Genomic DNA, 21,778 nt, shown 5'->3' with positions numbered 1-21,778 from the left:
TGCACCTAACTTCTTTTTTGTAGGCCGGCTTTGTCATCGCAGCATCATGGTTACATTTCCCACACCAATGATCATTGTAATGGCTAAGAAGAACATCAATGCTGCTGTAAGTACTCCACCAAAAACCAGCAATAAATTATTCCCCATAAGATCAAGGCATTTCGCCATTTTTTCATCCCCCATAGGCTGAATCAAAGCGCCGGTTAATTTAATGATGACAATCAATGAAAATATTTTTAACAGCGGCCAGACGCATATCATTAGAATAGCCAATACTCCAAAAATTCCTACCGCATTTTTTAAAAGCAGTGACGCTCCCATCACCAGTTCGACAGTATCGGCAAACATTTTTCCGACTACAGGAATGAATGTGGCGGTAGCATACTTAGCGGTACGCAGGGTGATTCCGTCAGATACGCTTCCTGATACTCCTTGAATTGTTATAACGCCGATAAAAACCACTAGAGATAAACTTAGTACGATAATTCCTCCCTGCTTTAGTACGGTTGTTAAATTACTCAGTTGATATGTACTGGATAGATAATTCACGCATTCCAGGGCCGTTGTCAAAAACAGCAAGGGTAATACAACGTCTTTAACAATAATACTAACCATACTAATTAAAAAAAGCATCAACGGTGTAAGTAATGCTGCCGACGTCACAGCACCCACCCCGGCCAGCAGGGAAATTAATATAGGTAAGAGTGCCTGCATGAAACTCACCATAGTACCCACTGTCTGCCTAGCCATTTCTAATACATTATAGATTGCAGTAAGTGCGATCACTGCTAAAAAACAGAAACAAACACTATAGGCTAACAAAGAAATATTGCTGCGTTCAAAAGAATTTTGTAAGTTTTGCAGCAAGGCGCAAAGTACAGCTAGAAACAATAACTTCCCGCATAAATGCAAATGCGCGGCTATCTCTTTAAAAAAAACAGAAACCAAAATATTGCCGATCTGACTCCAATCGACATTCAGTCCTTTTTCCACCAGATCATGAATAGTTACCATTTGAAATCCGGGCAGTTCCTCATTGAGTTCCCGATTAATTTGATTCACAAATGAGTTAATTTCTTCCAAAGACAGTTGTTCAGTTATCTGCTGCATTGCATTTTCCTGATCCATTGACGCTCCCGCCGTGCTGGAAGTTAAAATCAGGCAAAGAAAAACGGATATTAACAGTATCTTCATGTTATTCCACCTTAGCCGGAATTATGGAATCAAACGTACCACAGTGTCTAAAACCAATACAATAATGGGAATTGCCATGACCATGACCATCACTTTACCCGCCAGTTCGATTTTTCCCGCTATTGCACCTTCCCCGGCGTCCCGGCATACCTGTGCACCAAACTCAGCAATATAGGCAATGCCAATGATTTTTAAAATGGTATTTAAGTACAATTGACTTATATTCGCCTTTTCTGCTAAATCACGAAAGAGGTTCAGGACGGTATTTATTTTGGCAAGAATCAGTAAGAAAATAATAGCAGACAGGGCCAGAGTTAATTGTAAAGCAATTTCCGGACGCTCTCGCCGGATAATCAGGCTAAGTAAAGTCACAACAAACCCTATTCCGATAATTTGTATGATGTCCACCTTTCTTACACTCCCTATCCCCGTCAATCATTAAAATAATTTAAATACATCCTGAACAGTAGTAAATAACCTTCCCAGAAGCTGAACCACCCACAATAATACCATTGCAAAACCGGCTAATGTGCATAAATGTGCCATATCTTCTTTTCCCGCCTGCTTTAGTGCAGTATGCAATACGGAAACTAAAATGCCCACTCCTGCAATTTTAAATAACATATCTAACCCCATCTTTTTGCCTCCTTCCTAAACCAAGCATATGATCACGGCCAAACTGCCACAAATACCCAAGTAACGGTATAGTTTCACATTCTGATCTCTCAGCTTAATGGCGTTCTGTTCGATCTTTTCTAGTTCACTTTGAATCATTGATAAAAATTTTTCTTGTTCTGTATGGTCTGCTGTTCCCAAATTTGCCCCTAAAAGTACCAGCATCTCTAATTCAGGCTTGTCTAACGCCATGTTTTTCTCAAACAAGGCTATCGCCTGGAGCATGGCATCCTTCGGTGTTATCCAGCCAGTTCTCTCTAAAATACCGGACATACCTTCAAATAGATCCCGAATTACCCCTTCCGTGCTGTTGGTACATAATTTTAATGCCTCCGGCAGGGGAATGGCTGCATAATTAATATAGGAACGCAATGATGCTAAGCAATTCAAAATGTGCCGTATCTGTTTGGGTCGCTCACTACATCGGTTAGCAAAACTGCATCCGATGGATGTTCCGGCAAAAATAATCAGTAAACTACCTAGAAGTTTCAACCACATGGTCTTGCTCCTTTTCATTATAAGAATACAAAATTTTATCTTCCTTGACTGCCACAACTTTCTTAATAGTCCCTATCTTCGGTTGATTATCCAGAATTATATATCGATCAAAAAATCGATTTTTTATCAGTTCGCTCACATAAGGCCGATGCAAAATTTCTTTTTCATCATTTCCGTGGACAGTAGTAATTACACTGATTCCCGCATTAAGTGCTTCCCGAACCGCCTGAACATCCTCATGACGACCTAACTCATCGGTAATAATGGCTTGCGGGGCCATCGAACGGATAAGCATCAGCATCCCGCTTGCTTTTGGACAGCCGTCCAGGACATCTACCCGATGTCCTAAATCCATGGTGGGAATACCATGTTGACATGCTGCAATCTCAGAACGTTCATCTACCAGCCCGATCTGTACCCCGTTAAAGCTTTTATAATTAGAGCCGCTACTAAGCTGCCGGATTATATCACGCAGAATGGTGGTTTTCCCGCAACGCGGCGGCGAAATAAGTAAAGTACTGGCTATTCTCTTACCTAAAATATAGGTCATAAGCGGATCTGCACAGCCTTTAACCTCTCTGGCAATACGTATATTAATCGAACTAATATTTTTTAATGCCTTGACTTGTCCGTTTTCCATAATAGCCTGACCAGCCACCCCAATCCGATGCCCTCCGATAATGGTGAAATATCCCATACGAAGTTCTTGTTCAAAAGCATATAACGAATTTTTACTGACGAGCTGCATTACCTGTATTAAATCTTCACGTGAACATCTGTATGCTTTGTTTATATCGTTCACGGTTTCTCCTGAGGAATTAAACATAATATCGCGACTCGTTAAAACCATAAGTAAAGGCTGATTAATGCGCATTCGGATTTCTGTCACGTCCCGCATGATTGCATCAGATATCTTTTTCACTATACCGGCCAATACTGGTGGCAAAATTGAACAAACATTGCTTATCATCTACTTTCAATCCTTTCTTTACATAGATATGAAAAAAGAATTACTTTATACCAATAACAAAAGAAAAAAATCCCGGTTACCCAGGATTTTTAAAATAGTTATATTACATATTCCGTATATAGAGCAAAGTCCTACACTCCCGGATGAATAGTGCTGCGAACATCCACGACGTCATCCGTATCACTTATATCAATCGTCCCGGGAATATACTCTGAATCCAAGCTGTTATATACCACTTTACCACAATACGGACAAGTCACTTCTACCTCCCCGGCTTCTTCCAATATATCTGCTTCAAAATTTACCCGCTCGTGGCAATGAGGGCAATCCACTTCGACAAGTTCATCTGCCTGATACAAATCTTCTTTATACAGTTCTTCCAGTTCTGTCAAGTCCTCATCCATTGTTTCCACATAATCCTCAAGATCTTGGTGCGCTAGATTCATATCGTAAAATTCATCTGCCACTTCATCTAACACATCAATAATATTTAAGATTAATTTACCTTCTGCCGAATGTTCGCTAATGTTTAGCCCTTGTGTCAAGCCCTGCAGATATGCAACTTTTTCTTTTAAATTTCCCATGATTACCCCCCTTTATATAGCTATCATCATGTACAATACATAGTATATCCAGCCAAACAAAAAACATAATATAGACCAAAAACAAAAACCGCTGTTTTCCACAGCGGTTTAGTTTAAATATAACTAAGCTCTCTCAATATACTCACCCGAACGAGTATCGATTCTTAACACTTCACCCACATTAATAAACAGCGGCACACGTACAACATATCCTGTTTCCAGCTTGGCCGGTTTAGTTCCTCCTGTAGCCGTATCACCACGAATTCCGGGATCGGTTTCAACAACAGTTAACTCGACAGAAGTCGGCAAATCCACGCCAATCACTGTTCCCTGGAAAAATATAACGTTAATATTCATATTTTCCTTTAAATATCTTGTTGCCTCACCTAACTGTTCACTTGACAAGGAAAATTGCTCAAAAGTCTCATTATCCATTACATTATAGGCGCCATCACTTTCATACAGAAACTGCATTTCGCGGCGATCAACATGAGCTTTAGGTAGTTTTTCACCAGGATTAAACGTACGCTCAACAACCGCCCCCGTACGTGCATTCTTTAACTTTGCACGCACAAAGGCGGCTCCTTTACCCGGTTTAACGTGCTGAAAATCAACTACCTGCCAGACATCATTATCAATTTCAATTGTTACTCCATTACGAAAATCACTTGATGAAATCATTACTGTTTACCTCCAAACAATACCTATAATTACTGTATTTCTATTAATTGTTTACTGCTGGCAGTTAAAATTTCACTGCCACCAGCACAAACAACTACTGTGTCCTCAATCCGCAAACCACCCCACCCCGGCAAATATATTCCCGGCTCAACCGTAACCACCATGTTTTCCTTTAACACCACATCCTCACTGGATACAGTCAGCCGCGGTTCCTCATGAATGGCAAGTCCAACGCCATGACCTAATCCATGCCCGAAGAATTCGCCATATCCGGCATCAGAGATTATATTGCGGGCAACTTTATCAACATCCCGGCATACTTTCCCGGAAGCGACCGCCGCTACTCCAGCAGTTTGGGCGCTAAGAACAAGGTCGTATAATTTTTTTTGTTTCTTATTGGCACACCCCAAAACTACAGTTCTAGTAATATCCGAATGGTAACCCTGATAAACCGCGCCAAAATCCATTGTAATGAATTCGCCTTCAGCCAGCAGTTTATCAGACAGTGGTGTGGCATGCGGCAACGCACCACGCAGACCAGAAGCCACAATCGTATCAAAAGCGGGCTTTTCTGCTCCTAACCGCCGCATTTTATATTCAAGTTCCAAGGCTACATCATACTCACTAATCCCCGGCTTAATAACGGATAATATATGTGTAAACGCCTGATCAGCAATGTTTACGGCTTTCCTGATAAGCCCCAGTTCCCTTTCGTCTTTTACCACCCGCAATCCGTCTAGTTGAGCCGACTCGAAAAGACAGCCGGGTACCTCCCTTATCAAACTGGAATAAATCTGAAAGGTTGTAAAATCACCTTCAAACCCAACTTTACAAAGCTTGTGATGAGCTACAAGTCCGGACACAACTTTATAAAGACTATTATCTGTACTTCCTCCATACCGGATGATATCATATTGATCGCCTGCCTGGTCGGTAGCTTGTTCCATATAACGAAAATCGGTCAACAGCTTGGCCTGATTTTCCGTAATAAACAGAACTCCGGCCGAACCGGTAAAGCCACTAAAATATCGTCTATTTTCCGGTTTACTGACTAAAAATCCGTCAAGACCATGATTAGCCATGAAATCACGTAAACGTCGTATTCTTGGCTGCACACCTAATTCCCCCTATGAATCATTCTGGCCGCTCCTTCCAAAGCCAAAAGATAGCTGTCCGTTCCAAAACCGCTAATCTGACCGCACACCACAGAAGAAATAACCGAATAATGCCGAAACTCTTCCCGCTTATAGATGTTAGATAAATGAACTTCAATAACCGGAGTGGAAACAGCAGCAATTGCATCCCTCACTGCAATGCTGTAATGTGTAAATGCCGCCGCGTTTAAGATAATACAATCATAACGTCCGTCAGACTCTTGAATACTCTCAATCATTTTTCCCTCATAATTGGTTTGAATAAAATCAATACCTAAGCCCAACTCATCTGCCCGCTCTTTTAGTTGCCCATTAATATCCTCTAAAGTGAAAGTTCCATATATTTCAGGTTCCCGTCTGCCCAACAAATTTAAATTTGGTCCATGCAGCACCAAAATACAAGGCTTCTTATCAACCAAATTATCACAACCTCTAGATCAATTAACTTTATAATTTTACCACGATTTTATATTTTTGCCTATATTACAAACTGTTTTTTGCAAAAAATCATGACTTTTTCAATATTTGGGTAAAAATCTCATGAAATAGGGGGGCAGCAACATCACCGCCCGATCTCCCCTCCTCTACAAAAATAACGGCGGCATACTGTGGCCGCTCAAGCGGTGTATAACCAGCAAACCATGCATGATTTACACTTTTTCCTTTTTGCATCCGGCCAGTTTCTGCTGAACCGGTTTTACCAGCCGAGCCAAAATCCGGTATGTCGGCTGCTTCTCCCGTCCCATAACGGGTGACAGCTGTCATCATCCGACGCATCGCTTGGGCTGTATTGCTTGAAAATACTCTAACCCCTTGATTCGGACTAAATGTTTTTATTACCTTACCATCAACATTAGTCAGTTTGCCAACTATATATGGATTAACTTTGATTCCATCATTGACAATCGTTGCCACTAAAGCGGCAAATTGTAAAGGCGTCGCCTCGAAACTCCCCTGGCCGATTGCCAGGTTAGCCAGTTCACCGGGATAAATATTGTCACTTACTGGCAAGTTTCCCGCAGCTTCCTCGTCAAAAGACAAGCTGGTTTTTGAACCAAATCCCAGTTTATGGGCAAAGGATATTAATTTTTCAGCTCCTAGTTTTAACCCTACCGTAATAAATGTTGGATTGCTTGAGTAAGCCATAGCATCAGTAAAAGTAATATAACCACGTTCGCCCCGTTCATAGTCCCAGCCATAAAAACGCAAATCATTAACTGTTACATAGCCGGGATCAAAAAACACATCTTCAGGCTGAACGATATGGTTTTCCAGAGCAGCGGCAGCCACCACCAATTTAAAAACCGATCCAGGCTGATAAGCGGAAAGAGCCCGATTGAGGAAAGGAGCTGTATTTAGATTTAAATAACTTTCAATATGCTCAGGATCGAAATTGGGACGGGATGCCATGGCTAGAATTTCACCGGTATAAGGCTGCAGGATCACGATTGCTCCTTTAATGCCATACCTATCCATAACCGTTTCCACCACTTTTTGAATCCGGCTGTCCAAAGTCAGTACAACATTACTAGGCTCCGTATTACTCCCCAATTTCAGTCGGGTATAACCCAATCCCGGGATTAGCCGCTGCCCCGCATCAACCAGAGCGGCAACATGCTCAGTCTGATCCCCTGCTAACAACTCATCGTACATACTTTCAATGCCGCTAACACCCCGATTATCCGCTGCATTAACATAGCCTGTCACATGAACGGCTAGTGAACTATGTCCATAGCGATTTTTTTCGGCAATAGCCAAAACACCTGGCATATGCATTTGATTGATCTGTTGTGCCTCAGCCTCAGTAAGAGCCGTATTAATTTTAAAAGGACGCCATTCTTCCATTAACTGTTGCGAAATTACTTGTTTATCTAATCCCAACAGATTGACCAATTGATCTACCGTCTGTTTTTTATCTTTTATCTGCCCCGGGAAAACAGTTAAATAAAAAGACTGTGCAGTATTAGTTAAAGGAATTCCGTTTCGGTCATAGATATTGCCGCGGGAAACTCCCACCGGGACTTCTTCAACCCGTCCGCTTAAGCCTTCAATGGCAAGTTTAGGACTTTCCAGAACCTGCAAATAAAATAACCGGGCAATTAACAAGCTGCCTATCACGAAAAAAAAGCAAGCAATTTTATAAATGCGACCAACAGAATAAGCCATCCTATCACCTCTGTGTGTAGTATGGCTTTTCATTAATAATTTTAAGCAACAGGCGGAATCATTTCCACTGTGACCGGCAAATGCGATAAGATCATTTCCACTTCATCATATGTGTCCGGTGTAACCCTGACCTTTAAAATACCCTCCGAACGGTTAATTGTAGTCACTATCCCTAAATATTCATATCCCTCCATAATTCGATTAATATAATTTATATCCGACGGAAGTACCCGAATGTATATGGCTTCCTTATTCACGATGGTCTCACCTTTCTACGTATCATAGCATATGGTACCACAGCTTGTTTAACAGGCAGGCGAATCATTTGTTGCGGATGCGGCGCCGCAGAAATTGCATTTCCTTCACTATCAAACATTTCTTCAATTTTTTGCGTAAAATTAGGACAACCGGGCTGTGCTATTTCAACTATATCCCCAACTTTCATATGATTTCGCTGCTCCACCAGAGCCACACCAGTATCACTCTGATAAGAATGTATCAATCCGATAAAATCATGCGTCTGCGTGTAGGAAGAAGACCCGTAAATCTGATCCGCTTCTGTCGTTTTCTTAAAATAAAAACCGCTGGTATACTCGCGATGGGAAACCTTATTTAATTCTTCCTGCCAAACAGATTTCATGTGATAACCCTGAGGATCTTGTGCCAAGCTGTCCAAAGCTTCACGATAGGCTTTTACTACTGTAGCGACATAATGTATACTCTTCATTCGTCCTTCAATTTTAAAACTATCAATACCTGCCTGGACCAATTGAGGCAGATAAGGAAGTAGACACAAATCTTTAGAATTAAAAATATAAGTGCCGCGCCCGTCTTCCATAACCGGAAAATACTGCCCGGGACGTTTCTCTTCAACAAGCGAGTATTTCCAACGGCAAGGCTGGGCACATTCACCATGATTGGCGTCACGACCAGTAAAATAGTTGCTCAACAAACAACGACCGGAATAAGAAATACACATGGCCCCATGTACAAACGCCTCCAGTTCAATATTGGCCTTCGAACGGATGACTTCAATATCCGCTAATGATAATTCACGAGCCAAGACAACGCGACTGGCCCCCATCTCCTGCCAGGCAAGTACGGAAGACCAGTTAATGTTGTTTGCCTGTGTACTGACATGAATCGCCATCTCAGGTGCTATGTCTCGAACTAAACGAAAAACACCTAGATCGGAGACAATCACTGCATCCGCGGCAATTTGAGATAAAAACTCAATATAGTCCGGCAACTTAATTAAATCTTCCTGATAAGGAAAGATATTAACTGTAACATATGCTTTCTTTTTTAAACTATGTGCAAACCGGACTGCATCCTGTAACTCATTATCGTTCAGATTACCGCCAAAGGCTCTGAGGCCAAAATCTTTTCCCCCCATATAAACAGCATCAGCGCCATATAATAGGGCCATTTTGCATTTTTCTAAATTGCCTGCCGGAGCCAAAAGCTCAGGTATATGCACATTCATTCGCTCCTTTGATAATATGAAATTGCCAGGCCGTCTCCATGCTCATACGTCTGTGTGGTAAATTCGGGATGGGTAGTCACAAAATGCAAATAATCGCGTAACCGTTTTACAATGGTTTTAAATCGTCTGGGCGGTTTTGCATCCGACCTAACCATGCCGCGAAATAAAACATTATCGGCAATAATCGTAGCCTGCGGAGCGAGCCGGGTCTTTATTTTATTCAGATAATCTAAATATTGCCCCTTAGCTGCATCAATAAACACAAAATCAAAACTCCCCTGCAGAGTGGGAAGAACAACAGCCGCATCACCCTGAATTAACTGAATGCGGCTGGCAAAACCTGACCTGGCTATATACTCTTGCGCTGTTTCGATCCTGTCGTCATTAATTTCAATCGTTATAATAGAAGCCCCCGGCGGCATACACATAGCCATCAGTAGCGTCGAATAAGCAATAGCCGATCCGATTTCCAAAATAACATGCGGCTGACGGGCAAGAATTGCCTGAAGTAATAAAGAAGCTCCCTCCGGTGCTATAATAGGAATGTGATTTGTTTTTGCATAGTTTCTCATTTCATTTAACAGATATGATTCTTCAAAAAGTTCAGTCATTAGTTACGCACCTTTTCAATTTCTTGCAGATGTTCATCGTAAGTCCGGCTAAAATGGTGAGCGCCATTTTTATCGGCAACGAAATACAAGTAGTCGGTCGGAGCGGCGTGCAACACCGCATTAATAGATGCCATGCCTGGGTTGGCAATAGGGCCGGGAGGCAAACCTCTATGTTGATACGTATTAAAAGGCGACGCTATTCGAGTATCTTCAACCGTGAGTTCGGGCTTAGGATAACCCAGAATATATTGAATTGTAGCACAGGATTGCAAAGGCATGTCCTGCTTTAACCGGTTAAGAAAGACACCAGCTATAACCGGGCGGTCCTTTTCCAATTGTGCCTCTTTCTCCACTAAAGAAGCCAAAATAATCAGTTCCTTTACAGACAATCCCATTGTCTTTGCCCTTTCCCGCATTTGCGAGGTAAGTTTTTCATTGAACTGATGTAATAGCATATTTAGCAATTCTTCTTCAGTAGCCCCCTTCGCGATCTGATAAGTATCGGGGAATAAATACCCTTCTGTGGCATACATAACCGCCGGATCAGTATCTGCCATATAATCATATCCTGCCTGCCGTCTGGCTAGTTCCCGAAATTTCTCCGGATTCCCGAGCTGTTTATCACCAATCAATTTTGCAATTTGATTGACAGTATATCCCTCTGGGATTGTCAACTGTTGATAATTAGTCTGACCTCTCGCCAACATATCGACAATTTTAGTTACAGCTGTCCCCTTAATAATGGAATACTCGCCGGCCTGCAGGGAATTCCCCAGACTCTTCCATTTAGCCACAAGTTGAAACATACCTGCGCTTTCAATAACTCCCTGTTTGTATAGCATTTGGGCAATTTGCTCGGAATTCATTCCTGTCTTTACCACAATCACCACGGCCTCTCCCTTTGCCGGTGTTGCAGGCTGCATCATACCTAATATAAACATACTAAATGAAAAAACTGCCAAAATTACCCATAACGGCCACTTTACTGTTATCCAAGTCCGTTGTTCCAATTTATTTCACCTGCCTAACTATCCCCTTACAATGACTTTATTATACACAATCAGACAAAAAAAATGAAGCCTATTCAGCTTCATCTTCCTCTTCCATAAGCTCCTCATAGGCCTTGCGAACTTCTTCAAATTCCTCGTCCGTGGGATCAACATATACATCCTCACCGGAATCATCAACATCAACACGAGCTATGTATACATCAATCTCTTCATCATCGCAATCACAATCATGATCTTCACAATGACAATCTTCAATATCAATGGGAATCAGGATTGCATATCGTTTTTCCCCGACAGGAATAATCATATCTTCACGATAGTAATATTCATTTCCCTCTTCGTCAGTCATAACCACTACTGATTCTTCGTCAAGTTCATCTAAATCATCATTTTCAAAATCAGCCATTCTCTCACCTCTTTTGTTTAGTATCTTGTAAATTCTATCCCAGAAACCATGCCCTGTCAAGGAATTTGATGACGTGGCAGGCTATCAAGGTATCCCTGCAGAATAAAAACCGCAGCCATCTTGTCAATTACCTGGCGACGCTTATTCCTGCTAACATCTGCTGCAATGAGCGATTTTTCTGCAGCCACGGTGGACAAGCGTTCATCCCACAAAACAACGTTAAGCAGAGGAAATTTTTTCTCCAGATCTTCAGCAAATTTTTGAGTGAATTCTCCCCTGGGACCAATAGTTCCGTTCATATTTTTCGGCAGCCCTACAACAACAGAATCAACTTCATATTGATTAATTAACTCATTTAGTCTGGAAAAATCGTGATCTTCTGTACGCCGTCGGATCACTTCAACCCCTTGTGCAGTGAGCTGCAACAGATCGCTAACTGCTACGCCAATTGTCTTATCGCCAACATCAAGTCCCAAAATACGCATATTACCTCGCAAACTTACGGCCCTATTTTTTGATAAACCCTCCGATATTATACTTAACATCATTCCTTATCTTTCAGATATGCCCGAACAAACTCTTCCAATAATTCATCACGTTCTAATTTTCTTATTAAACTCCGGGCATTATTATAACTTGTAATATAGGTGGGATCACCGGATAAAAGATATCCTACTATTTGATTAACAGGATTGTACCCCTTATCTTTCAAAGCTTTATCGACTATGGCAATAATAGCGGCCGCAGCCATGTTTTCTTCATTTTCCACACGAAACATCATGGTTTCTTGCGATACATTTGACATAGGGCATCCTCCTCTTTTCTATTATCTCCCTATATATACCATATATTCGGGCTCAAACAAACTTTTCCTTTAAAATAACACACCTTATTATTTAAATCTTGGATGAATTTTATTGCCACTATTACAAAAATCAGGCGAATTACCTTCGCCTGATTTTTGCTTCTTATCCCAGTTGTTGCTTAATGATATTCAACATAGCTTCCAACGCCACCCCGGCTTTTTCAGGCTGTTTTGCACCGGCCTGAGCCATATCCGGACGGCCACCGCCACCACCGCCGGCTGCAGAAGCTGCCGCTTTGACAATATTCCCGGCGTGGATTCCCCTGGCAATAACATCCTTGGTAGCCATAACTACAAAATTGACTTTATCGCCAATGACGGCACTAAGTCCCACAACTCCTGAACCAAGCTGTTCACGTATCATATCAGCCACGGACCGCAATCCGTCAGCATCGTTAACAGCCACAGCTCCGATGACGACCCGGACGTTTTGAATGGTCTGTACTTTGTCAAGCAAATTCTGTACTTCTCCCTTGGCCAGCTTAGTTTTCAGTAAAGCAAGTTCGTGTTCCAACTCTTTTACGCTGTTTAAAACTCCATCTAAACGTGGAAGGATTTCCTCCGGACGAGTTTTTAAAAGGTTGGCTGCTGTCAGCAGAAGAGTTTCACGGGAATTTATATATTCTAATGCTCCAAAACCGGTAACAGCTTCTATTCTGCGTACTCCTGAACCAATTCCCGCCTCACTGGAAATTTTAAAGATACCAATCTCACCGGTACTTGCTACATGAGAACCGCCACAAAGTTCTTTGCTGAAATCGGCAATGCGGACTACCCGTACAATATCGCCATATTTTTCTCCAAATAAGGCAGTAGCCCCCATTTCTTTGGCTTTATCTTGAGTTGTCTCCATTTTTTCTACCTGATTATTCGCCAATACTTCCCTGTTTACAAGCATCTCCACTTCCGCCAACTGCTCTTGGGTAACAGGCGCAAAATGGGTGAAGTCAAAACGCAACCGTTCCGGCGTTACCATTGAACCGGCCTGATTAACATGGTCGCCCAACACCTTGCGGAGAGCTGCCTGTAATAAATGGGTAGCTGTATGATTACGGGTAATATGAGAACGTTTTTTCCAGTCAATTTCAGTGCTAACTGTATCACCGGTTTTTAGTGTTCCCTCACTAACACGTCCCAAATGATAAATGGTGCCATCAGGAAGCTTCTTTGCTGTCATAATTTCAACCTTCCCCAATGGCCCTGTAAAAAGACCGCTATCGCCAACCTGCCCTCCACTTTCAGCATAAAAAGGAGTTACGTCTAAAATAATGGCCACATTATCATCATCATGCACTTCTTCTACAACCTTACCGTCTTTCCAAAGAAGGACAATGTTGGCTTGGGTTGTACTTTCGTCCCGTATAAATTGCTCAGTATTCAATCCTGATAAATCAGGGATAATCACTCGTTCCTCATTCGCCTGCCGGGCGGCACGAGCCCGCTCACGCTGCTCATTCATGGCCCGGTCAAAAGCTTGCTTATCAAGCTCTAGATTATGCTCAGCAAGAATCTCTAAAGTTAGTTCCCAGGGAAAACCAAAAGTATCATATAACTGGAAGGCAACCGCACCATCCAGTACTTTTCCCCCGGTTTGTGCCAACCTCTCAATATGACCATTCAGCAGTTCCATCCCTTGTGCTAGAGTAGTCTGAAAACGTTCTTCTTCCTGACGGATAACTTTTTTAATATATTCTCCCTTTTCCGCAAAATCCGGCCAGGCCTGAGCAAAAATGCCGGTCACTACATCAACAATATCTACTAAAAAGGTTTTTTCTATACCCATAAGCCGCCCATGACGGACAGCCCGCCGTATAATACGGCGCAACACATACCCTCTGCCTTCATTTGAAGGCAGAATACCATCGCCAATCATAACTGCCATGCTGCGTCCATGATCGGCAATGACCTTTAACGATACATCAGTTTTAGCTGATTGTCCGTAAACAATACCGGCTACTTTAGCCGTATGTTCAATAATGGGAAAAAGCAGATCAGTTTCAAAATTGGAATTCTTATTCTGCAGCACAGAAGCGATCCGTTCCAGCCCTGCACCGGTATCAATATTTTTCTTGGCCAGTGGGGTATAGTTTCCGTCTTCGTCACGGTCATATTGTGTAAATACTAAATTCCAGATTTCCAAGAACCGGTCACAGTTACAGCCAACCCCACAATTATCTTTGCCGCAGCCGCGTTCATCGCCAAGATCTATATATATCTCTGAACAGGGGCCACAAGGTCCCGGGCCTATTTCCCAAAAATTATCCTCCATTCTAATAATGCGCTCTTCGGGTATTCCAATATCATTTCTCCATATGGCAAACGCTTCATTGTCCTTAGGATGGATAGTAACCCACAACTTGTCCTCAGGCATCTGAAGGTGTTCGGTTAAAAATTCCCAAGCCCAGGTTATGGCTTCTTTTTTAAAGTAATCACCAAAAGAAAAATTCCCAAGCATTTCAAAAAAAGTATGATGCCGGGCAGTTCGTCCTACATTTTCAATATCTCCTGTCCGCACACATTTTTGACTGGTAGAAATTCTCACATGCGGCGGTTTCATTTTACCTGTAAAAAATGGTTTAAACGGAGCCATGCCTGCTCCAATCAGCAGCAATGACGGATCATTTTCTGGAACTAAAGGAAAACTAGATAAAACCAAATGGTTTTTACTTGCAAAAAAATCAAGGAACTTTTTTCGTAATTCGTTTCCTGACATATAAATCAAAATAATCAACCTCCACTGGCATTTGGGCATATTCTTTTAGCATTGTACATAATTTATTTCAAGTTGTCAATAATTGGCGATTAACATAACGGTTTCCTTCTGTATTATCTCAGTCAGGAAGAATACTTTATCTACTGTGAATATGCTCAACGAAAAAAGAGACCAAAAGGCCTCTCTTAAAATTAACTCATTTTTTTTACTAAACGTTTGCGGGCTCTCCGGGCCTGCCTCATTAAACCGGCTGTTGTAGATACCAATGAATCGGCACTATAATCAGCCAATGGCTTTTTGCTGGGACGAGTCATCGGCCTCATAAACAAACCCAAAGCAGCCCCGACCATACCTCCCCAAATCATACCTTGCCAAAACCTGCGCATCATCCCACCCCTTTCCAGATTAATTACATACTTTGTTCCTGAAAATTATTATAAAGGGTTAAGGAACCATCAAGCTCTACATCAAATACTTTAATTTCATCGTTCCGCACTACAAATTCTACACAACATTCCCAACAATAGTACTGTATTGTACCGACCTTCCCAACAGATCTTTTTCCACAAACAGGACAATTCGTAACCATAAGCGCACCTCTTTTATTTCATCAACCTGATTACCGGATCCACTATCGGAAAGTCGTTGAAAATGGAATGTCATCATAACAGGCCTTTTGAATAGATTGTACTATTAGTATGGCCCGGAAAATTAATTTTTATTATCACTATCGGTATTTTTATTACAAGCTTCAAAAATAATGCCGCCTCCGACAACCACATCTCCATCATAGAAAACTATGGATTGCCCTGGTGTTATCGCCCGCTGTGCTTCCGCAAATTCAACATGTACCTTTCCCCCGGACAAAGGCGTTATCCAGGCCTTGGCTTCACGGGCACTATACCGTATCTTAGCCGTAACCTGGATGGCTCTTTCAATAGTATCCATCGTAATCAAATTTAAATCTCCGGCTATCAAGCTGTCACCAAAAACCTCTTGATCAGAACCAACAATCACTTCATTGGTTGCCGTATTGAGAGCCACAACATATAATGGTTTTCCAACAGCTAGCCCAAGCCCCTTACGCTGACCGACCGTATATAGCGGCAATCCCTTGTGCCGCCCCAAAACGCGTCCCTGGATATCTACTATATTCCCGGGTCTTAAAGATTCAGGAACTCTTTCTTCCAGGAACCCTTTATAATCATCATCAGGAATAAAGCAAATTTCCTGGCTGTCGGGTTTATTGGCAACCGCTAAACCAAATTCTCTAGCCATTTCACGGGTTTGGACCTTAGTATATTCACCCAGCGGCATTAAAAAATGCTTTAACGTATGTTGATTTAAATGATAAAGTGCATAGGACTGATCTTTGGTATGATCTATTCCTTTTTTCAAAACATAGCGGTTGATGTGCTCATCAAATTGAATACGGGCGTAATGGCCTGTTGCTACATAGTCAGCGCCAAGAGCTTGTGCCTTTTGTAATAATCCTTCAAATTTAACATAACGATTACAAGCAATACAAGGATTGGGCGTTTTACCAACCGTATATTCATGAATAAAATAATCAATTACATTTTCTTTAAACATTTGTCGAAAATTAAGCACATAATAGGGAATTCCTATTTTTTCAGCGACTCTCCTCGCATCATCAACGGCTGTTAAAGAGCAACAGCCCCGATTATCGTTATCATCCGTCGGAATGTCTTTATCCCAAATCTGCATAGTTACACCGATTACCTCATAGCCCTGACGCACAAGGAGGGCGGCAGTCAATGAACTGTCCACCCCTCCGCTCATAGCTACAACCACTCTGGGTTTAGCACTCATGAATATCACTTTCCTCTTTTTTGTATATAGTCTTTAATCGCTTCATGTAAAGCGTCAGCAGCTAAATTGGAACAGTGCATCTTAGCCGGAGGAAGACCGTCCAATGCTTCGGCTACCGCTTGATTTGAAATTTTTAAAGCCTCATCTAGGGTTTTCCCCTTAACCATTTCCGTAACCATACTGCTTGTGGCAATCGCAGCACCACAGCCAAAGGTTTTAAATTTTACATCTTTGATTATATCATTTTCTATATCCAGGTAAATTCTCATAATATCGCCGCATTTTGCATTTCCGACCTCACCAATTCCGCTGGCATCCTTTATTTCACCAACATTACGCGGATTTGTAAAATGATCCATAACTTTATCTGTGTACATAAGGTGTATCCCCTTCCAAACTTCATTAATGCAGGCTACAGGAACTGCAAGGGTTAGACTCATGAATAATGCTGTTAGCACCCAGCGGTGACATACTACGTAATCGTTCAACTATTTCCGGCAATACTTCCAGACAGTATGCGATATCTTCTTCCGTATTGTATCGCCCTAACGATAACCGTAATGATCCATGGGCTGCCTCATGCGTCAATCCCATTGCCAACAGTACGTGTGAAGGATCCAATGAGCCTGATGTACATGCCGATCCACTGGATGCAGCAATCCCCTTCAAATCCAGATTCAACAACAAGGATTCTCCCTCTACATATAAAAAACTAAAATTTACATTGCCTGGCATACGCAATTCTGGATGACCATTTAGCTTTACATCGGGAACTTTCTCAACAATACCTCTCATTAATTTGTCCTTCAAATCACTCACATGAGTAATCTCTTTTTCCATATTATTTTTGGCAATTTCAGCCGCTTTACCTAAACCCACTATGCCAGGCACATTTTCGGTACCGGCTCGCATTGTCCGTTCCTGTGCGCCCCCTTGTTGTCCAGGTGCTATTTTTACTCCCCGGCGTATATAAAGAGCGCCAACCCCCTTGGGTCCGTAAAATTTATGGCCAGCCATTGACAGCAGATCAATATTATACTCACCGACGTCAATCGGATAATGGCCAACGGCCTGTACTGCGTCGGTATGAAAATATATCCCCTGTTCGCGTGCAATTTCCCCGATTTCTTTAATCGGTTGAATTGTTCCCACTTCATTATTGGCAAACATGATACTAATTAATATCGTTTGATCTGTAATTGCCTTCTTTACATCTTCAACATTTACCCTTGCATTTTCATCTACAGGTAAGTAGGTAATAGAGAACCCTTGTTTTTCCAAATATTCACAGGTATGCAAAATGGCATGATGTTCAATGGAAGACGTAATTATGTGATTGCCCTTTTTCCGATTTGCGCTTGCTATTCCTTTAAGAGCCCAGTTATCAGCTTCAGTACCACCACTAGTAAAAAAAATTTCTTTTGAACTGGCACCAATCAAGGCAGCTACCCTTTCCCTGGATTCTTCAACAGCCTTACGGACTTCACGTCCAAAAGCATGGATACTGGATGGATTCCCAAATTTCTCTGTCATATATTCCATAACTACTTTAGCCACTTCAGCATCAACAGGAGTCGTTGCCGAATGATCAAAATAAATTCTTCTCAACTATATCATCTCCTTCAAGCTTTGCTTTCCGACATAAATCTGCAAGAGAAATAGAGTCTAATACCTCGGCAATGCTATCGCGAACTCTAGCCCAAACGCCGCGTGTTACGCACCTTCCTGCACGATCACAGTATTGATTATCACCGGTATCAGTTAAAAGACAATCCACTGGGGCAATCGGACCTTCCATAATCCGAATAATATCCCCAACAGAAATTTGCTCAGGATCCTGTGTAAGTATATAACCACCTTGGGCACCTCGGATACTTTGTACATAACCGGCCTTACGCAATATTCCCATCAGTTGTTCCAAATAATGTTCGGAAATTTCCTGACGGCTGGCAACACTTTTTAATGGTATCGGACCTTCACCATAATGTAAAGCCAAATCATACATAGCAGCAACACCATAACGACCCTTTGTTGATAACTTCAATGTTTAATCTCTCCCGTATATCCGAGTATTATGATAGGTTTTATGAGATCAAATATAACAGAAAAATCCTGGCTTGTCAAAATACTTTCTTTTATCAGCGAGCTACTACTATTGTGATTCCGTAGCAAAATATTATGCTTGTTTGCATATCAAAACCTTCACGAAATTTCGTGAAGGTTTTGATATGCAAACACACAGCCTCTTCTTTGTGCTTGGATTAAGAAAAAACAAAGAGTCTGGCTGACCAGACTCTTTAAATCATATATACTATACATTAAACAACAGGTCTCCATAAGTCGGCATTGGCCAAACATCTCTATCTACCAGAGTTTCCAGAGTATCAGCAACTTCTCTTAAAGCACCCATTTTTTCGAATACATCAAATCTAAATAAAGAAGCTTGTTCATACGTATCGCCGTGGGCATTCGAAGCCTTTTCTACAGCCTCTTCAAGGATAGAAATATTTTTCTTCAACGATGCAGTTAAAGAGGAAACTTCAGTCAACAATTCGGTTTGTGCTGTTAAATCAGCAGCAACACCAGTTGCCTTAATTGTATTAATAGAGTCGGCAAGACCTGTAGCAAATTTAATTACCGCAGGCAGGATTTGTCTTTTGGCCATTTCAAGCATAGTCAATGCTTCGATATTAATCGTTTTGATATAATTTTCAAGATTGATCTCGTAGCGGGATTCCAATTCAACTTTACTTAACACAGCATGTTTTTCCATTACTGCTATGTTTTTAGGAGCAATTAAAGCTTTAATGGCTTCTACCGTAGTCTTAATATTGGGAAGTCCTCTTCTTTCAGCTTCTGCAACCCATTCATCCGAATATCCATTACCATCAAATACGACTTTCTTATGTTTGGCTACATATTCAGTAAGAATTGCTTTTACTTCAGCATTTACATCTTTAGCCTTTTCCAGTCTATCAGCAACTTCGCTTAGTACTTCAGCAACAATTGTATTCAGAACAAAGTTCGGTCCGGCAATCGAAGCGGAGGAAGGGCACATTCTAAATTCAAATTTGTTACCAGTAAAGGCAAATGGAGAAGTTCTGTTTCTATCTGTCGCATCTTTAGGTAAAGGAGGAAGTGTAGTAACACCAATTTCCATCTGACCACCGGTCTTGGAAGTAGTTGCCCCACCATTTTCAATTTGTTCCAAAATATCCTGCAGTTGTTCTCCCAAAAAGATAGAAATAATCGCTGGAGGAGCCTCATTGGCACCTAATCTATGGTCATTCCCAGGATTTGCAGCAGATACCCTTAATAAATCAGCATATTCGTCCACAGCTTTTATAACAGAGCACAAAAATACGAGAAATTGCTTATTTTCATGAGGCGTGTGACCTGGATCCAGGAGATTCATTCCATCATCAGTTCCCATGGACCAATTATTATGCTTACCGGAACCATTAATTCCAGCAAACGGCTTCTCATGCAATAGGCATACAAGATTATGGCGTAAAGCAACCTTTTTCATTGTTTCCATAGCAAGCTGGTTATGATCCGTTGCTATATTGGTAGTGCTGAATATCGGAGCCAATTCGTGCTGTGCAGGAGCAACTTCATTATGCTTGGTTTTTGCAGAGATTCCAAGCCTCCAAAGTTCCTCATCCAACTCTTTCATATAAGCGGAGATTCTCTCTTTAATAGATCCGAAGTAATGATCTTCTAGTTCCTGACCTTTAGGCGGTTTAGCCCCGAAAAGAGTTCTACCGGTAAAAATCAAGTCTTTTCTCTGATCATACATTTTTTTATCAACAATAAAATATTCTTGTTCCGGTCCAACCGTCGTGATTACTTTTTTAGCCGTTGTATTTCCTAAAGCTCTTAATACACGCAATGCTTGTTTCGAAAGCGCTTCCATAGAGCGCAGCAACGGAGTCTTCTTGTCCAACGCTTCCCCAGTATAAGAGCAGAAAGCTGTCGGTATGCACAGCGAACCATCTTTTACAAACGCCGGTGACGTACAATCCCATGCGGTATATCCTCTAGCTTCAAAAGTAGCTCTAAGACCACCGGACGGGAAGGATGAAGCATCAGGTTCTCCTTTAATCAATTCTTTTCCCGAGAATTCCATGATAGCTTTGCCATCAGAGGTAGGCGATATAAAAGCATCATGTTTTTCCGCAGTGATACCTGTCATTGGTTGAAACCAATGTGTAAAATGTGTCGCACCTATTTCAAGAGCCCAATCTTTCATTGCGCTGGCTACTACATCTGCAACTGCCGGATCTAAAGGAAGCCCCTCTTCAATTGTCTTCTTTAAAGCTTTATAGGTAGCTTTAGGAAGACGCTCCTTCATAACAGCATCATTGAATACATTTGATCCAAAAATTTGATTTAGGTTGCTCATCAACAAAACCCCTTTCAATTTTTCATCTTGCATGTAAATCTTGACTAATTTATGTCATAAATAGAGCCAGCGTTAAAAATCTGCTATCAAATCAAAGAATGTGGCAATATATACATTATGAAAAGCAGTTTTCCTTAAAATTCAAGGCTATATCTGAAAAAAAATAGACTCCTCCCACTATTCAGTGATAGGAGTCGTCATTGACTCAGACATATCAAAGGAATCATCATTGACTCACGTTTGCCAAATATGTTTATATTATAGCATAAAACTGGGTTTTGTCTAGATAGTAAATCACTTTTTCGCAATTATTCTATATACTTTTCATTGTGTAAGATTATCCAATTGATTTGATTCGTTAAGAATAAAAGAGATTGTCTAACACAGATCTACTGTTCTGTATACAAAAAAAACAGACTTTATGTACAAAGCCTGTTTAATCATCTTTTGGCTCCTCGAGTAGGACTCGAACCTACGACCGATCGGTTAACAGCCGATTGCTCTACCAACTGAGCTATCGAGGAATA

At 41.4% G+C, this 21,778-nt stretch carries 24 protein-coding genes and 1 tRNA gene; all 25 read right to left on the bottom strand.

What is annotated here, in order from left to right:
- Positions 1 to 33: 33 nt before the first annotated feature.
- A complete protein-coding gene (gene spoIIIAE / locus P22_RS17595) occupies positions 34 to 1,194 on the bottom strand; it encodes a stage III sporulation protein AE (protein WP_054261544.1) in 1,161 nt (386 codons plus the stop codon).
- 21 nt (positions 1,195 to 1,215) lie between these two features.
- Complete coding sequence (gene spoIIIAD, locus P22_RS17590) at positions 1,216 to 1,602, bottom strand: stage III sporulation protein AD (protein WP_054261543.1); 387 nt, start codon at positions 1,600 to 1,602, stop codon at positions 1,216 to 1,218.
- A 30-nt stretch (positions 1,603 to 1,632) separates the two neighbouring features.
- A complete protein-coding gene (spoIIIAC, locus tag P22_RS17585) occupies positions 1,633 to 1,830 on the bottom strand; it encodes a stage III sporulation protein AC (protein ID WP_054261542.1) in 198 nt (65 codons plus the stop codon).
- Positions 1,831 to 1,845: 15 nt separating this feature from the next.
- A complete protein-coding gene (locus P22_RS17580) occupies positions 1,846 to 2,367 on the bottom strand; it encodes a stage III sporulation protein AB (protein WP_054261541.1) in 522 nt (173 codons plus the stop codon).
- On the bottom strand, positions 2,345 to 3,337 hold the full coding sequence (spoIIIAA, locus tag P22_RS17575) for a stage III sporulation protein AA (protein WP_054261540.1): 993 nt from the start codon (positions 3,335 to 3,337) through the stop codon (positions 2,345 to 2,347). The genes P22_RS17580 and spoIIIAA overlap by 23 nt, the downstream gene beginning before the upstream one ends.
- A 131-nt stretch (positions 3,338 to 3,468) precedes the next feature.
- Positions 3,469 to 3,921 (bottom strand): CD1247 N-terminal domain-containing protein, encoded by a 453-nt coding sequence (locus tag P22_RS17570; protein WP_054261539.1) that lies wholly within the window; start codon positions 3,919 to 3,921, stop codon positions 3,469 to 3,471.
- Between the two features lie 123 nt (positions 3,922 to 4,044).
- Positions 4,045 to 4,602 carry an elongation factor P gene (efp, locus tag P22_RS17565; RefSeq protein WP_054261538.1) on the bottom strand — a complete coding sequence of 186 codons (558 nt, stop codon included), beginning with the start codon at positions 4,600 to 4,602 and terminating at the stop codon, positions 4,045 to 4,047.
- A 29-nt stretch (positions 4,603 to 4,631) separates the two neighbouring features.
- Complete coding sequence (locus P22_RS17560; protein WP_072169824.1) at positions 4,632 to 5,717, bottom strand: M24 family metallopeptidase; 1,086 nt, start codon at positions 5,715 to 5,717, stop codon at positions 4,632 to 4,634.
- A gap of 2 nt (positions 5,718 to 5,719) precedes the next feature.
- Positions 5,720 to 6,175, bottom strand: coding sequence for a type II 3-dehydroquinate dehydratase (gene aroQ / locus P22_RS17555; protein ID WP_054261537.1), 456 nt, complete (start codon positions 6,173 to 6,175; stop codon positions 5,720 to 5,722).
- 88 nt (positions 6,176 to 6,263) lie between these two features.
- Entirely contained in the window at positions 6,264 to 7,922 is a 1,659-nt protein-coding gene (locus P22_RS17550) for a peptidoglycan D,D-transpeptidase FtsI family protein (RefSeq protein WP_054261536.1), read from the bottom strand.
- Between the two features lie 41 nt (positions 7,923 to 7,963).
- Complete coding sequence (locus P22_RS17545; RefSeq protein WP_054261535.1) at positions 7,964 to 8,179, bottom strand: DUF4911 domain-containing protein; 216 nt, start codon at positions 8,177 to 8,179, stop codon at positions 7,964 to 7,966.
- Positions 8,176 to 9,402 (bottom strand): peptidase U32 family protein, encoded by a 1,227-nt coding sequence (locus P22_RS17540; protein ID WP_156319041.1) that lies wholly within the window; start codon positions 9,400 to 9,402, stop codon positions 8,176 to 8,178. The genes P22_RS17545 and P22_RS17540 overlap by 4 nt, the downstream gene beginning before the upstream one ends.
- Before the next feature lie 2 nt (positions 9,403 to 9,404).
- On the bottom strand, positions 9,405 to 10,019 hold the full coding sequence (locus P22_RS17535; RefSeq protein WP_054261533.1) for an O-methyltransferase: 615 nt from the start codon (positions 10,017 to 10,019) through the stop codon (positions 9,405 to 9,407).
- Positions 10,019 to 11,029: an endolytic transglycosylase MltG gene (gene mltG, locus P22_RS17530; RefSeq protein WP_069972863.1), complete on the bottom strand. Its 1,011-nt coding sequence runs from the start codon at positions 11,027 to 11,029 to the stop codon at positions 10,019 to 10,021. Before mltG ends, P22_RS17535 begins: the two co-directional genes overlap by 1 nt.
- 70 nt (positions 11,030 to 11,099) lie before the next feature.
- Entirely contained in the window at positions 11,100 to 11,435 is a 336-nt protein-coding gene (locus tag P22_RS17525) for a DUF1292 domain-containing protein (RefSeq protein WP_054261532.1), read from the bottom strand.
- 56 nt (positions 11,436 to 11,491) lie between these two features.
- A complete protein-coding gene (ruvX, locus tag P22_RS17520; protein WP_054261589.1) occupies positions 11,492 to 11,920 on the bottom strand; it encodes a Holliday junction resolvase RuvX in 429 nt (142 codons plus the stop codon).
- Between the two features lie 59 nt (positions 11,921 to 11,979).
- Entirely contained in the window at positions 11,980 to 12,240 is a 261-nt protein-coding gene (locus P22_RS17515; RefSeq protein ID WP_054261531.1) for an IreB family regulatory phosphoprotein, read from the bottom strand.
- A gap of 163 nt (positions 12,241 to 12,403) precedes the next feature.
- On the bottom strand, positions 12,404 to 15,013 hold the full coding sequence (gene alaS / locus P22_RS17510) for an alanine--tRNA ligase (protein WP_373432683.1): 2,610 nt from the start codon (positions 15,011 to 15,013) through the stop codon (positions 12,404 to 12,406).
- A gap of 191 nt (positions 15,014 to 15,204) precedes the next feature.
- The gene (locus P22_RS17505; RefSeq protein WP_054261529.1) at positions 15,205 to 15,399 is read right to left on the bottom strand and encodes a hypothetical protein; all 195 of its coding nucleotides are present in this window, start codon (positions 15,397 to 15,399) and stop codon (positions 15,205 to 15,207) included.
- 325 nt (positions 15,400 to 15,724) lie between these two features.
- Complete coding sequence (gene mnmA, locus P22_RS17495; RefSeq protein ID WP_054261527.1) at positions 15,725 to 16,846, bottom strand: tRNA 2-thiouridine(34) synthase MnmA; 1,122 nt, start codon at positions 16,844 to 16,846, stop codon at positions 15,725 to 15,727.
- 5 nt (positions 16,847 to 16,851) lie between these two features.
- Entirely contained in the window at positions 16,852 to 17,223 is a 372-nt protein-coding gene (nifU, locus tag P22_RS17490; RefSeq protein ID WP_054261526.1) for a Fe-S cluster assembly scaffold protein NifU, read from the bottom strand.
- 25 nt (positions 17,224 to 17,248) lie between these two features.
- On the bottom strand, positions 17,249 to 18,454 hold the full coding sequence (nifS, locus tag P22_RS17485; protein ID WP_054261525.1) for a cysteine desulfurase NifS: 1,206 nt from the start codon (positions 18,452 to 18,454) through the stop codon (positions 17,249 to 17,251).
- Positions 18,435 to 18,890, bottom strand: a complete 456-nt coding sequence (locus P22_RS17480; protein ID WP_054261524.1) for an RrF2 family transcriptional regulator — start codon at positions 18,888 to 18,890, stop codon at positions 18,435 to 18,437. Before P22_RS17480 ends, nifS begins: the two co-directional genes overlap by 20 nt.
- A gap of 267 nt (positions 18,891 to 19,157) precedes the next feature.
- Complete coding sequence (locus P22_RS17475) at positions 19,158 to 21,251, bottom strand: glutamine synthetase III family protein (RefSeq protein ID WP_054261523.1); 2,094 nt, start codon at positions 21,249 to 21,251, stop codon at positions 19,158 to 19,160.
- Positions 21,252 to 21,699: 448 nt separating this feature from the next.
- Positions 21,700 to 21,775 (bottom strand) — tRNA-Asn (locus tag P22_RS17470).
- Positions 21,776 to 21,778 lie beyond the last annotated feature (3 nt).

Source organism: Propionispora sp. 2/2-37 (genome assembly GCF_001298735.1).
Lineage (GTDB): Bacteria > Bacillota > Negativicutes > Propionisporales > Propionisporaceae > Propionispora.
Note: the sequence above shows the minus strand (reverse complement) of the source record. Positions and strands in the feature narration are given on the sequence as shown.